This window comes from Draconibacterium sp. IB214405, assembly GCF_033963885.1.
GTDB lineage: Bacteria > Bacteroidota > Bacteroidia > Bacteroidales > Prolixibacteraceae > Draconibacterium.
Map to the genome: position 1 here is coordinate 262404 of NZ_JAXBMA010000004.1, position 13921 is coordinate 276324.

The window sequence follows — 13921 nt, forward strand, 5'->3', positions numbered from 1 at the left end:
TCTCTAGAATCCCAGCGTTTTGGGTAACCACATCGAAATTTCTGGAATGTAAGTTACCAGCAATAAACAAACGATCATTGCTATAAACATTGGGATAAGTGGTTTTATCACCGTTTCAATTTTTACCTGGCTTACGCTACATCCGATAAATAACAGCGATCCAACCGGAGGCGTTCCCAAACCTACACTCAGGTTCAGTACCATGATAATTCCGAAATGAACAGGTTCCAATCCTAAATTCGTAACGATAGGTAAAAATATCGGTGTAAAGATCAACACTGCCGGAGTCATGTCCATAAACACCCCCACAAACAGCAGAATCATATTAATGATCAGTAAAATCACAAATTTGTTATCGCTTAATGCCAACAAAGCTTCACTTACGTTTTGCGGAATATTTTCGTAGGCCATAATCCACGACAGACCGATACAAGTTGCAACGAGTAACAACACAAACGCTGTGGTCTTTACCGAGCGTAGAATAACATCAGGAAGATCTTTTAAGGTCATTTCGCGGTAAATAAATGCAAGGATCAGCGCATATAAAACTGCCACTGCCGAAGCTTCGGTTGCTGTAAAGAAACCGGCTACAATACCACCGATTACAATTACAAGCATCATTAAACTCGGGAATGCCCTCCAAAGTGTTTTTAAGGCATTTAGCGCCCCTCTTTTATGTTTGCTGCCGTAATAGACAATTCCTCCCAGGAACAACGCGCCGATTCCGCCATAAATAGCTGTAGCTACTCCTGCAGAGAAAGCACTGTTTACTTTAATCAATCCAACAATAACCAGGGCAAGCGATGCAATAACGGCAAAGAATTTACCTAGGTTGCGCACCATTCCTTTAAATCCAAAATGTTTGTACGAAAACATTCCCATTGCCACGGCCATAATTGCCAATCCGGTTAAAATACCCGGAGCATAGCCGGCAAGGAAAAGCGCAGTAATGGAAACACCACCACTTGCCAGCGAGTATACAATGAGGATATTACTTGGCGGAATTGACAAACCTGTTGTTGCCGACGTAATGTTTACCGCAGCACTAAAGTTTTTGTCGTAACCTTCTTTGTTCATTTCGGGCATCATAATACTGCCAATTGCCGAAGCCGAAGCAGCAGCCGAACCTGAAATGGCACCAAAAAGCATGTTTGCAAAAACATTCACGAATGCCAGTCCGGCAGGCCAGCGACCAACCAAAACCCGAGCAAAATTAATGAGCCGGATGGCTATCCCACCCTTGTTCATTATATTCCCCGCCAATATAAAAAACGGAATGGCCAGCAGTGCAAAACTGTCAAGCCCCGTTGCCATTCGTTGCGCAAAGGTTGTTGCAGCAGCCACCGGCATAATGGTTACCAACATGGTTAAAATCCCTGAAATTCCAATACTGATAGCAATGGGAACTCCAATTACAAGTAAAATTATAAAGCTTACTACAAGTACAATTACTCCTAAAAATTCCATTACTCTTCAATATTTTGGTTCAGTGAATTATCAATAGCATAATAAATTATAAGCAGTCCGCTAAGCGGCACAATGAGGTAGACATACCCCAGCGGCAAGGCCAGTGCAGCCGATTTTACGTTTAGGTAAAAACGAGTGTAAACCAGCCACGTTCCGCCTCCAACCATTACAAACAGCGCAAAAAGGCCAACCAGCGCATTAATAAACGTTTGCAGACGGCGTTTTTTTGCACCCTTCATTTTTTGCAACATCAGGTCGATGGCAAGGTGTTCGTTTTTTCCGGCCACATAAGCAGCCCCCAACATTCCTACCCAAATTAAAAGAAACCCGGCCAGTTCGTCGGTAAACGAACTTGGTGCGGCCAAAACATAGCGGCTAAAAACCTGCCACAGTACATCAAGTACCAATATGCTCATAATCGAAACCAATATGATCTCGATTACTTTATCTATTTTTTCTCTGATAGTCATAATCTAATTCTTATCGGTTTCTATTTAACGGCTTCGATACGTCGCAGAATATCGCCCAAAACTTCGTCTTGTCTGTATTTCTCCAATAACGGGGCAACTTTCTTTGCAAATAGTTCTTTGTCGGGATAATTGATTTTAACACCATTCTCCTGAACAATTCGCAACGATTCTTCAACCGATTCTGCCCAGTATTTCCGTTCCACTGGAACCGATTCGTCGGCAGCTTCCTGCAACCATTTTTGTTCCTGCTCGGTTAAACTGTTCCACACTTTTGTACTGATGATCAACACATCGGGGACACAAGTATGTTCATCTAATGAATATTGTTTACAAACCTCGTAATGGTGCGAAGTGTATAAACTCGGCTCGTTGTTTTCAGCGCCGTCCACTACTCCACTTTGTAGTGCGGTGTACAATTCACCCCACGAAATCGGTGTTGGCGAACCACCCAAAGCACGTACCATTTCCATGGCGCTCTGACTTTTCATCACCCTGATTTTTAAACCTTTTAAATCGTCAGGGGTATTTATAGGCTTGTCGATGGTGTAAAAACTACGAAAACCGGCATCGTAAAAACACAAACCACGAATCCAGTATTCTTCAGTTCCCAACAACAATTCTTTACCTATTTCTCCGTCAAAAACTTTAAATGAATGTTCTTTCGAGCGGAAAACATAAGGCAGACCCAAGGCTTTAAATTTTGGTGTAAAACTTTCCATTACTGCCGCCGAAACTTTGGTAATTGCCAAACTTCCGATCTGCAATAATTCTACACATTGCTGCTCAGATCCCAACTGTCCGCTTGGATAAATATCGATAGTGAGTTTTCCACCCGATTTTTCAGCCAGACGCTCGGCCATAAACTCCATCCCTTTGTGTACCGGGTGAGTCGGGTCGAGGCCGTGAGCCAGTTTTAAGACTTTATGTTGTTTGGTTTCGGTGCATCCCAGAAGAAATACCACCACAAAAACCAAAGAAAAAGCTTTAAGAATTTTAGTTCTCATTAGATAAAATTGATTTAGTGTTTCGCCCATTCGGGCTACTTTTTATGTCGTTAAGTCACCGATAATCTTTAATGCCTCTGCACATTTTTCGGTAATATAATCATAATTCTTTTCGGCCAGCACCTCTTTCGGGAACAACTGCGAGCCCATTCCCACACAAGTTACACCGGCATCAAACCATTGTTTCAGGTTGGCTTCATCAGGCGATACACCTCCGGTTGGCATGATGCTGGCATAAGGCATCGGTCCTTTCACAGCTTTAACAAAACTTGGTCCTCCAACTTGCGAACCCGGGAAGATTTTAACCACCTCGGCACCCAGTTCGTGTGCACGGCCAATTTCTGTTACCGATCCGCAACCCGGACTCCAGGCAATTTTGCGTTTGTTGCAAACTTTTGCAGTAGCTTCGTCGATTAGCGGCGCAACCACAAAGTTGGTTCCCATAGCAATGTACATGGCAGCTGTTGCCTCATCAACGATCGAGCCAACTCCCATAATCATTTCAGGACATTCTTTAATTGTCCATTTATTCAGTTCAGCAAATACATCAATAGCAAAATCGCCGCGGTTAGTGAATTCGAACAAACGTACACCACCGTCATAACACGCTTTTACCACTGCCTTACAAACTTCTATATCCTGATGATAGAACACCGGCACCATACCGGTTTCTTTCATTGTTAATGCTACTTCTATTCTTGAAAATCTTGCCATTTCTTTTATTCTTGATTCAGTATTTCCTTACATTAGGTGTCCGGCTTTTCCAGACTCCGTTTGTCCCCCCCCGAAAAAGGGGGACAAGATTTTTCAATTTACTTGAAAAATCAGGGGGTAATTTTCTTTTACCCAAAAAATATTTTAGTACGGTGTTTTAATCAACTTTCTATAATTACGGCGCATGCAACAGTTTATTTTCAAACTGCTTTTTTGGATGCGCCGTCTTCCGCAAACTCCTTTTTGTTCCCCGCCCTAAAGGACGGGATTACCAAAATCAAATCCCTACGGGATTAAAGAACGTTAATCTTTTACCCCCGTGCTAAAGCACGGATTTATTTATATTTAACTCCGACAAAGTTCTACTTTTGCCTTTGTCCTTTTATCTTTTGCCTTATCTAGCGGTCAACACGAGCGCTTCCGCCACCAATTATTTTTTCTACTTCCGATAAAGTTGCCATGGTTGTATCTCCCGGAGTTGTCATTGCCAATGCGCCGTGTGCGGCACCATACTCTACTGCTTTTGCACCGTCGTTAAACTCAAGGAAACCATAAATTAAACCTGACGCAAAGCTGTCGCCACCACCAACACGGTCCATAATTTCAAGATCTTCGCGGTGTTGAGCTTCGTGAATTACACCATCGGCATAACAAATTGCTCCCCATGAATTTACGGTTGCAGTTTTTACTGTACGTAATGTAGTGGCAATTACTTTGAAGTTTGGAAATTCGGATACGGCTGATTTTATCATGTTTTTATACCCGGTTAAATCCAGCTCTTTCAGATTTTCGTCGTTACCTTCAATTTCCAATCCTAAACAAGCCGTAAAATCTTCTTCGTTACCGATCATTACATCCACATATTTGGCAATCTCACGGTTTACTTCCTGTGCTTTTGCTTCGCCTCCAATGGCTTTCCAAAGCGATGGACGGTAGTTCAAATCGTACGAAACAATGGTACCGTACTTTTTGGCAATTTTTACTGCTTCGATAACAGTTTCTGCTGCCGTTTCAGAAAGCGCTGCAAAAATTCCACCGGTATGCATCCAGCGAACGCCCAATGTTCCAAAGATATATTCCCAGTCGATATCACCGGGTTTTAATTGCGATGCAGCTGTATTTCCACGGTCGGAAACACCTTTTGCGCCACGAATACCAAATCCTCTTTCCGTAAAATTTAATCCGTTACGAACCGTACGTCCACAACCGTCGTAGTCTACCCATTTTACGAATTGCGTATCCAAACCGCCCTGAAGCATAAAGTCTTCAATCAGGGCACCAACTTCATTGTCGGCAAGTGCGGTAATAATAGCCGTTTTCTTTCCAAAACATCTTCTCAAACCACGCGACACGTTATATTCGCCACCACCTTCCCAGGCACGAAACTGACGGGTTGTTCTTATTCTGCCTTCTCCCGGATCGAGTCTTAGCATAACTTCACCAAGAGAAATACAGTCGTATGTACATTCAGATTTTGATTTAATATCCAATTTTGCCATGATTTAGTTTATTATTTTATGCAATCGATTGCAAAGATACATTTCTGCTTAAATATCCCACATGATTGCCTTAAAATCAAATTGTTTTTACTAAAAATTAAAATACGCTTTTGCGTTATTGAAACAGATATTTTCAACCATGCTTCCCAACAGTTCCATATCATATGGAATTTCGCCATTTTCAACATCGTTACCCAGCAAATTACACAAGGTACGACGGAAATATTCATGACGTGTGTACGACAGATAACTGCGCGAATCGGTTAACATCCCCACAAAACGACTTAACAAACCAAGGTTCGATAATGCCTGCATTTGTTTTTCCATGCCGTCTTTCTGATCGAGGAACCACCAGCCTGAACCATACTGCATTTTTCCGGGAACAGAACCATCCTGGTAATTTCCGATCATAGTTGCCATCAGCTCGTTATCGCGTGGATTCAGGTTATATAAAATCGTTTTCGATAATTTGTTCTCCATGTCCAAACGATCCAGCAATCTTGAAAGTGGACGTGCAATATCAAAATCGCCAATCGAATCAAAACCTGTATCAGGACCAAGTTTATTGAACAAACGAGTATTGTTGTTGCGTAAAGCGCCGATGTGGAATTGTTGCGTCCACCCACGCGAGTGATCCATAATTCCGAACTCGTACAACATGCACGACTGGAATTTAAGCACTTCTTCTTTTGTAAGTGTACCGCCTTTACGAACTTTGCTGAATATCTTTTCAATTTCAGCTTCGGTGTAATCTTCTGCCAAAATTGTTTCAACACCATGGTCGCTCAAACGACAACCATTCTGATGGAAAAACTCGTGACGATCGTCCAGTGCATCCATTAAATCGCCAAAGTTTTTAATGTTGATATTGGCAGCTTCCTCCAACTGGCTCAAATAGTCGTTATACGATACCGCATTTTCCACCGCCATCGCTTTATCAGGTCGCCATGCCGGAAGAACAGCTGTTTCGAAACCATCAGCTTTTATGGCACGGTGATATTCCAGCGAATCAACCGGATCATCAGTGGTACAAATGGTATGTACATTGGCCATTTTAATAATTCCACGGCACGAATATTCAGGTGTTTGTAATTTGGCATTACATTCTTCCCAAATCTCTCTTGCCGTTGCCGGACTCAAAACCTTATCGATTCCGAAGAATTTCTTCAATTCCAGATGTGTCCAATGAAAAAGCGGATTTCGCAAAGTGTGTGGTACTGTTTCGGCCCACTTTTCAAATTTTTCCCAATCGCTGGCATTTCCTGTACAGTACTTTTCATCAACGCCGTTGGTACGCATTCCGCGCCATTTGTAATGGTCGCCATACAACCAAATTTGTGTGATGTTATCATACTCTTTATCCTCGGCAATCTCCTGCGGATTAATATGACAGTGGTAATCAAAAATCGGCATTTTTGCCGCATGATTGTGATATAGTTCCTTTGCCACATCGGTCTGCAGAAGGAAATCTTTGTCCATAAATTGTTTCATGTAATTCTATTTTTATTGTCTCTTCACCCCTCTGTCTTCGACATCTCCCCTCTTGAGGGGAGAACTTTCTAATCGAAGCATTTCGCTTGATCAGAAATTTCCCGACGTTCGGGATGACGACAGCCAAAAGGGTACTGTTATATTATAAATCGAATAATCTTTTTAAATGTCTTTCGTAGATATTTTCTTCTACACATCCGCCAACCACATCGGCATATTTTTCGAGCAATCCGGTGTAGCGTTCGCCCATTTCGGCAGCCACTTTATAGCCTACGTGAATTAGCTGACGAAAATTTGGGTTGTAATCGGCATGCCCGGGAATATGACGTAAGGTATTTCCAAATTTTTCGCCTGTCCAGCTTTCAACTTCTTCTACCGATGGAAGTTTTGAGTCGTCAATATCGATTACATCAGCATAAGGACCACAAAGTTCTTCTTTTCTGCTCAGCGCTTTTGTATAAATTTCTTTGGCAGCAGCCAAACCTTCGTCACCTGAAATAGCCAAACCTATCACTTCTTCCAACCAGGTTGTTCCGGCAGTTTTTACGTGAATTCCCTTATCGTATTTTTTAATGATCTCCGCCATTATCGGGTAGATCGTGAATTTATCAGATCCCGAGTGTACACTGAGTTTCAAATCAGCAGGTAATCCAAATGCTTGTACGGCATAATCAATTACTAATACATCCTGCTCAAATTCCTTCGAAAACTGTTCAACATCGCCCACATAATCCACACCTTTATTAAAACGACCTGTAAATTTGGGAGCGATTGTTTGTGCCGGAATACTTTCGTTGGCAATCATTTTCAGGATAAAAAACATATCAACCGGCGTTTGCGGCGCTTCCACTTCGTCCATCGAAACTTCGGTTACAAAGTTGCCTTTTCCTTTTACAGCTTCAATATGACGGTAAATTTTACCGGCTTCTTTAATGGCTGCCAGGTATTTTGTGGCAACCTCTTCTAATAATTTATCTGTAATTTGAATGGATTCTTCAATACCCGTTATACTAACGGTTTCTCCAAACGCTTTGCACGATTCCTTAAATGCCGCAACATCCTCAGCTGAAGATTCGTTTCCAATATACATGGCCACATCAAGTGTAAAAAAGTTACTTGGCTCGATAAAACGGTCTACATTTCCGAGATTGATATGGTCGGCATCAACAAAATAAGGATTTTCCCAGGCCAAAGCTTTTACCGCGGCATCGGCTTCAATACGTGTGCCAGTTGGTTCGGAATGTACAATGTCGTGTTCGCGATTCGACTTGTTCCAGACCGGAGTTACCGCAATACCTTTTTGATTCGCTTTGATTAAAGCACTTAATTGTGCCTCTCCTTCGTGATTGAAGCGGTCGCCCACTCCAAAACTATATTTTCCAAATTTCATGCTACAAGTTTAGTTTTAAAAGTTTCGAAAATCAATGTTCCGTGTACGTGCACGAAAGTAGAATTATATTTTAAATCTCACAAATATTTAATGTTTTTTAAAATCATTCCACACGAACCACCGCACCCTATACACCACTGTTATACAACATATTAAACTCAAATTAAAAACACAATCCGTATCCTCAATTTTGTAAAACGGCATACATATTGTTAACAGAGGTGTATTTTCAAAAAATCGTTCCATTTTTATACCATCAAAAAAGTGTATCTTTGAAATTTATTAACGTAAATAGGATTAACTTTAAAATATTTTTAAAAACCATGAAACAACTGAGCGTTCTTTTTACCCTACTTATAACTTCTACTTTTCTGTTTGCACAGAATCAAATCCCCGATTGGGAGAATCCTGCTATATTCGATATTAATAAAGAAAAGCCACACGCCAGCCTAATGCCGTTTGGCTCGGTTACAGATGCGTTTACACAAAAGCCGCATCAATCTGTTTATTACCAAACATTAAGCGGTACCTGGAAATTTAACTGGGTAAAAAAACCGGCCGACCGACCTGTGGATTTTTACAAACCTGATTACGATGTTTCCAAATGGAATGACATTCCCGTTCCGTCCAACTGGGAGTTAGAAGGCTATGGTGTCCCGATATACGTAAACCATCAATACGAATTCTCCGATTATAAACGACCTGTTTCTCCGGAAATGAAGTTTGTAGAAGATATCTATCCGGCAGAACCGGGCAAAGTACCAAACGATTATAATCCTGTAGGATCTTATCGCAGAACATTCACCATACCGGAGAGCTGGGACGGCCGTCAGGTTTTTATCCAGTTTGGAGCTGTTAAGTCTGCTTTCTATTTGTGGATTAACGGAGAAAAAGTGGGTTACTCACAGGGCAGTAAAACCCCCGCCGAATGGGATATCACAAAATATTTAAAAGAAGGCGAAAATGTTGTTGCAGCTGAAGTGTATCGCTGGTCGGATGGTTCGTACCTCGAAGCACAGGATTTTTGGCGCATCAGCGGAATTGAGCGCGATGTTTATCTTTATTCAACACCAAAAGTTCGTATCCGCGACTTTTTTGCCAAACCCGATCTTGATGCCGAATACTCAAACGGACTGTTTAGTTTGGATGTTGATTTAAGCAATCATACTTCAAAGTTAAAATCAGGAGATTATACCGTTAAATACGACATTTTTGATGAAGGAGGTTATGCCTTATCGAGCCGCGAAGAAGAAGTAAAAATCAATAAAAAGGGAAATACTTCAGTGCATTTTACAGGAGGTAATATTCCAAATGTAAATAAATGGACTGCAGAAACACCAAATTTATACACACTGGTAATTAGTTTGAAAAACAGTGAAGGTGAAACCGTGGAAGCAGTGAGTTCGAAAATTGGTTTTCGCAAAGTCGAGATCATTAACGAGGTATTTCACATCAATGGAGTTCCGGTAACCATAAAAGGTGTTAACCGTCATGAACACGATCAGTACAAAGGCCATGTGGTGAGCGAAGAAGCGATGATTAAAGAAATTGCATTAATGAAACAATTCAACATTAATGCGGTGCGTACTAGCCACTACCCTAACGACGAGCGTTTTTACGAACTGTGCGACAAGTACGGTTTATACGTTACCAACGAGGCAAATATTGAATCGCACGGAATGTATTACGGTAAATACTCTTTGGCCAAAAATAAGGAATGGACAGCGGCACATATCGACAGAAACATGAGAATGGTTGAGCGCGACAAAAACCATCCGTCGGTTATTGTTTGGTCGATGGGAAATGAAGCCGGCGACGGTGAAGTTTTCACAGCCGTTTACAAAGCGATAAAAGAACGCGATCCGTCACGTCCGGTTCATTACGAGCGTGCGATTATGGGGGATAACACTGATATTTTCTGCCCGCAATACCCAAGTGTTCAGGCATTGGAAAATTATGGATCGAAACACCAGACCAAACCTTATATTTCTAGTGAATATTCGCACGCCATGGGAAACAGCAACGGTAACCTGGTTGATTTGTGGGAAGTGTTTAACCGCGACAGAAACGACCAGTTGCAGGGGGGGTACATCTGGGACTGGATTGATCAGGCACTGGTAAAAAAAGCTGACGACGGAACAGAATTCTGGTCGTACGGTGGCGATTATGGCGATAACATGCCAACCGACTACAACTTTGTTTGCAACGGAATTATTTCGGCAGATTACACACCTCATCCGGCTATGTGGGAAGTAAAATATGCTTACCAGAATATAAAAATTGAAAAACAAGATAGAGGCTACCGAATTACCAATATGTTTGATTTTATTGATCTGAGCGATTACGAAATCAGCTGGACGACCACTCGCGATGGCAAATACTGGAGTTCCGGTGTTCTGGAAAATATCAACCTCAAACCGGGAGAATCAACCACTGTTGAAATTGATTCTAATATCAAAATTAATTTTGATGATCCGCAGAGTTATCAATACTACACCGATTTTTCGGTAAAACTAAAAGTTGATAAACCGTTCAGAAAAGCAGGATTTGAAGTGGCTCACGAACAATTCCAGCCTCAAATAAATGTTACAGTAGTTCGCTCCGGTTCGGAAGAACCTGAGAACAATTCTCCGAAGTTAAAACTGGAAGAAACAAACAACGAATTCACCATTACAGGACAACAATTCACTATTGATTTTGATAAAGCCACAGGTACAATTTCGTCGTACAAAATGAATGGCACTGAATTAATTCAAAAAGGTCCGCAAGTGAATTTCTGGCGCCCTGCCAACGACAACGATAAAGGCAGCAATATGCTTGGCCGACTGGGAATCTGGCGTGAGGTTTCAAGAAACTTAGAGCCGGTGAGTGTTACTGCTGTTCAAACTGAAGACAGCAAAATTTACCTCACCACTAAATATAAATTTGAGGAAATTGACGCAACACAGTCTATCGTTCAAATTGTTGACGGTAAAGGAAAAATCGAAGTTACAAGTACCTTTGAAACCACGAATTCCAAGCTTCCAAATATTCCTCGAATTGGTATTCGTTGGGAAATGCCTGTAAATTTCGATAACCTGAAATATTTTGGTCGCGGGCCACACGAAAACTACATCGACCGCAACCACAGTGCTTTTGTTGGTCTTTACGAAAGTAAAGTGGCCGATCAGTATTTCAACTACGTTCGTCCGCAGGAAAACGGGTACAAAACCGATGTGCAATGGTTTGAGTTGAGAAACGAAAACGGCCTGGGTTTAAAAATATCAGGTAATCCGGCAGTCGGATTTTCTACGTTACACAACCCGATTGAAGATTTTGATATGGAAGACAGCAGCGACTATCGCCACACCAACGACATTGTAAAAAAAGACGGAGTTTTTATCTGTACCGACCTGATACAAATGGGAGTTGCCGGCGATAATTCGTGGGGTGCGCAACCGATGCAGAAATACCAGATTCCGGCAAAAGATTACCAGTACAGTTTTACCATTGAACCTGTTTATTAATTCATAGAAATCAATTATAAAATTTAAGAATGAAGCGACTATCTATTTTTATTGCAGCGATGCTGATAAGTTTGGGAATGTTTGCCCAAACTGCCGACATCGTGCCAAGCCCCGTTTCTGTTGTCAAAAAAGACGGAGTTTTTAAAATATCAGATAACACCAAAGTACTTTTTAAAATCACAAATGAAACAGAAAAGGAGTTCTCCGAACTGGCAAAGGACATTTTGAAAAGCGCTGCCGGCATCACACCTGAGTTTGTAGCTCCTACAACTCAAAAAGAAGGAAACATACTTATCCAGCTCAACAATCCACTCGACACAAAAATCGGCAACGAAGGTTATACACTTTCTATTCAAAACGACCGTGTATTTCTGAATGCCAACACAACTGCCGGTTTATTTTATGGAGTTCAAAGCATTTGGCAATTGTTAACATCGACCGACGGCACTACCCTACCCTGCATGGATGTTACCGATTATCCTCGTTTTGGCTGGCGCGGTTTACATCTTGATGTGTCGCGGCACTTTATGCCTGTTGAGTTTATTTACAAATACATCGACTACCTGGCGCTGCACAAAATGAATGTATTTCACTGGCATTTGGTAGATGATCAGGGCTGGCGAATTGAAATAAAGAAATATCCGAAATTGACTGAAGTTGGTGCCTGGCGTGCCGACCGCGAAGATTTGGATTGGAAATCGAGAAATGAGCCGGTAAAAGAAAACGAACCAAAATACGGCGGTTTTTATACACAGGAAGAGGTAAAAGACATTGTGGAATACGCCCGAAAAAAACATGTAACGGTAATTCCTGAAATTGAAATGCCTGCTCACGTTATGTCGGCGCTGGCAGCTTATCCCGAGTATTCGTGCACCGGAGAATACAAACCTGTTCCTCCGGGTAAAGTTTGGCCCAACACCCATATTTTCTGTGCAGGGAAAGATGAAACGTTTAACTTTTTGGAAGATGTGTTAACAGAAGTTATGGGACTTTTCCCATCGACGTACATCCATATTGGAGGCGATGAAGCAACAAAAACCGAATGGGAAAAATGTGAATTGTGCCAGAAACGAATGACCGATGAAGGCCTGAAAGATGAGCACGAATTGCAAGCCTATTTTATAAAACGAATTGAGAAATTCCTAAATAAAAACGGTCGTCATTTAATTGGCTGGGACGAAATTCTGGAAGGCGGACTTGATCCAACAGCAACTATTATGTCGTGGCGTGGGTCTAAACCGGGAATAGAGGCGGCACAAGCCGGTCACGATGTGGTAATGTCACCGGCATCGCACTGTTATTTCGATTACTACCAGGGTAATCCTTCGCTGGAGCCACAGGCTTTTGGAGGAAACATCACCTTGAAAAAAGTATATAGTTACGAACCCGTTCCTGAAGAATTAAGTGCTGACGAAGCCAAACATATTATTGGTGCGCAAGCCAACATCTGGACGGAATACATGCCAAACGGCCGTCATGTGGAATACATGATAATGCCACGAATGAGTGCACTTTCGGAAGTTTTATGGTCGCCAAAAGACGCCAAAGACTGGGGAGATTTCTCAAAACGAATGGAAAGCCAGTACAAACGTTTCGACAAGTTGGGCGTGAATTATGCCACCAGTGCTTTCCAGGTTACAGCAAAACCTGAACTCAATCCTGAAAATAAAACAATAAAAGTTTCTTTGAGCACAGAAGCCTGGAATCCTGACATTTACTACACCACTGACGGATCGGAACCAACTGCGCAATCGAAAAAATATACTGAGCCGTTTATCATCTGTAAATCGCAATCGGTAAAAGCAGTGGTTATCAAGGATGGAAAACAAAAATCACAGTCACTGGGCACGGACTTTTTTATTCATAAAGCTGTTGCGTGTAAAGTGGACCAGAAATATCCGAACAGCAAAAGTTACGAATCGACCGGTGAATATGCATTGGTAAACGGAATTAAAGGTTCGAAAGACCACCACGACGGCAACTGGAAAGGTTTTAATGGAAAAGACCTGGTTGCTACAATTGATTTAGGTGAGTCGCAGTCGTTCTCGAAAGTGAGTACCGGAGTACTTCAAAACAATGGCGCATGGATTTTTTACCCGACACATGTTACGGTAGAAGTTTCGGAAGACGGAGAAAACTTCAAAAAGCTGGGAACGGTTAAAAACAAGGTAAGCGCAAATGACGGCGACCTTCAGATTCAGGACCTCGTGCTAAATAAAAAGGCGAAAGCACGCTATGTTCGTGTTACAGCTGCGCATTTAACAAGTTGTCCGAAAAACCATGCCGGCGCGGGATATCCAGGCTGGTTATTTGTTGATGAAATTATTATAGAGTAAAATATTGAAGGGCACGACCGAAGTTCGTGCCCTTTTTCTTTTTA

Annotated in this window: 9 protein-coding genes; 2 read left to right on the plus strand and 7 right to left on the minus strand. The window is 41.8% G+C overall.

Features of this window, described 5'->3' with window-relative positions:
- Window positions 1-3: 3 nt before the first annotated feature.
- From SLH46_RS13710 to SLH46_RS13740, 7 genes are all read right to left on the minus strand, one after another.
- On the minus strand, window positions 4-1467 hold the full coding sequence (locus SLH46_RS13710; RefSeq protein WP_320281770.1) for a TRAP transporter large permease: 1464 nt from the start codon (window positions 1465-1467) through the stop codon (window positions 4-6).
- Window positions 1467-1937 (minus strand): TRAP transporter small permease, encoded by a 471-nt coding sequence (locus tag SLH46_RS13715; protein WP_320281771.1) that lies wholly within the window; start codon window positions 1935-1937, stop codon window positions 1467-1469. Before SLH46_RS13715 ends, SLH46_RS13710 begins: the two co-directional genes overlap by 1 nt.
- Before the next feature lie 20 nt (window positions 1938-1957).
- On the minus strand, window positions 1958-2941 hold the full coding sequence (locus SLH46_RS13720) for a TRAP transporter substrate-binding protein (RefSeq protein ID WP_320281772.1): 984 nt from the start codon (window positions 2939-2941) through the stop codon (window positions 1958-1960).
- Window positions 2942-2983: 42 nt separating this feature from the next.
- A complete protein-coding gene (locus SLH46_RS13725; protein ID WP_320281773.1) occupies window positions 2984-3655 on the minus strand; it encodes a bifunctional 4-hydroxy-2-oxoglutarate aldolase/2-dehydro-3-deoxy-phosphogluconate aldolase in 672 nt (223 codons plus the stop codon).
- 398 nt (window positions 3656-4053) lie between these two features.
- On the minus strand, window positions 4054-5154 hold the full coding sequence (locus SLH46_RS13730) for a sugar kinase (protein WP_320281774.1): 1101 nt from the start codon (window positions 5152-5154) through the stop codon (window positions 4054-4056).
- Between the two features lie 90 nt (window positions 5155-5244).
- A complete protein-coding gene (uxaC, locus tag SLH46_RS13735; protein WP_320281775.1) occupies window positions 5245-6645 on the minus strand; it encodes a glucuronate isomerase in 1401 nt (466 codons plus the stop codon).
- Between the two features lie 142 nt (window positions 6646-6787).
- Window positions 6788-8035, minus strand: a complete 1248-nt coding sequence (locus tag SLH46_RS13740; RefSeq protein WP_320281776.1) for a tagaturonate epimerase family protein — start codon at window positions 8033-8035, stop codon at window positions 6788-6790.
- Window positions 8036-8358: 323 nt separating this feature from the next.
- Between SLH46_RS13740 and SLH46_RS13745 the strand changes: the two genes are divergently transcribed.
- Both SLH46_RS13745 and SLH46_RS13750 read left to right on the plus strand, forming a co-directional pair.
- Window positions 8359-11541: a glycoside hydrolase family 2 TIM barrel-domain containing protein gene (locus SLH46_RS13745; RefSeq protein WP_320281777.1), complete on the plus strand. Its 3183-nt coding sequence runs from the start codon at window positions 8359-8361 to the stop codon at window positions 11539-11541.
- A gap of 29 nt (window positions 11542-11570) precedes the next feature.
- Window positions 11571-13877 carry a glycoside hydrolase family 20 protein gene (locus SLH46_RS13750; RefSeq protein ID WP_320281778.1) on the plus strand — a complete coding sequence of 769 codons (2307 nt, stop codon included), beginning with the start codon at window positions 11571-11573 and terminating at the stop codon, window positions 13875-13877.
- The last annotated feature ends 44 nt before the right edge of the window (window positions 13878-13921 follow it).

What these genes read in the sequence shown, in the direction of transcription:
- SLH46_RS13710 (WP_320281770.1), bottom strand. Translation starts at nt 1,467, where the DNA reads ATGGAATTTTTAGGAGTAATTGTACTTGTAGTAAGCTTTATAATTTTA.
- SLH46_RS13715 (WP_320281771.1), bottom strand. Translation starts at nt 1,937, where the DNA reads ATGACTATCAGAGAAAAAATAGATAAAGTAATCGAGATCATATTGGTT.
- SLH46_RS13720 (WP_320281772.1), bottom strand. Translation starts at nt 2,941, where the DNA reads ATGAGAACTAAAATTCTTAAAGCTTTTTCTTTGGTTTTTGTGGTGGTA.
- SLH46_RS13725 (WP_320281773.1), bottom strand. Translation starts at nt 3,655, where the DNA reads ATGGCAAGATTTTCAAGAATAGAAGTAGCATTAACAATGAAAGAAACC.
- SLH46_RS13730 (WP_320281774.1), bottom strand. Translation starts at nt 5,154, where the DNA reads ATGGCAAAATTGGATATTAAATCAAAATCTGAATGTACATACGACTGT.
- uxaC (WP_320281775.1), bottom strand. Translation starts at nt 6,645, where the DNA reads ATGAAACAATTTATGGACAAAGATTTCCTTCTGCAGACCGATGTGGCA.
- SLH46_RS13740 (WP_320281776.1), bottom strand. Translation starts at nt 8,035, where the DNA reads ATGAAATTTGGAAAATATAGTTTTGGAGTGGGCGACCGCTTCAATCAC.
- SLH46_RS13745 (WP_320281777.1), top strand. Translation starts at nt 8,359, where the DNA reads ATGAAACAACTGAGCGTTCTTTTTACCCTACTTATAACTTCTACTTTT.
- SLH46_RS13750 (WP_320281778.1), top strand. Translation starts at nt 11,571, where the DNA reads ATGAAGCGACTATCTATTTTTATTGCAGCGATGCTGATAAGTTTGGGA.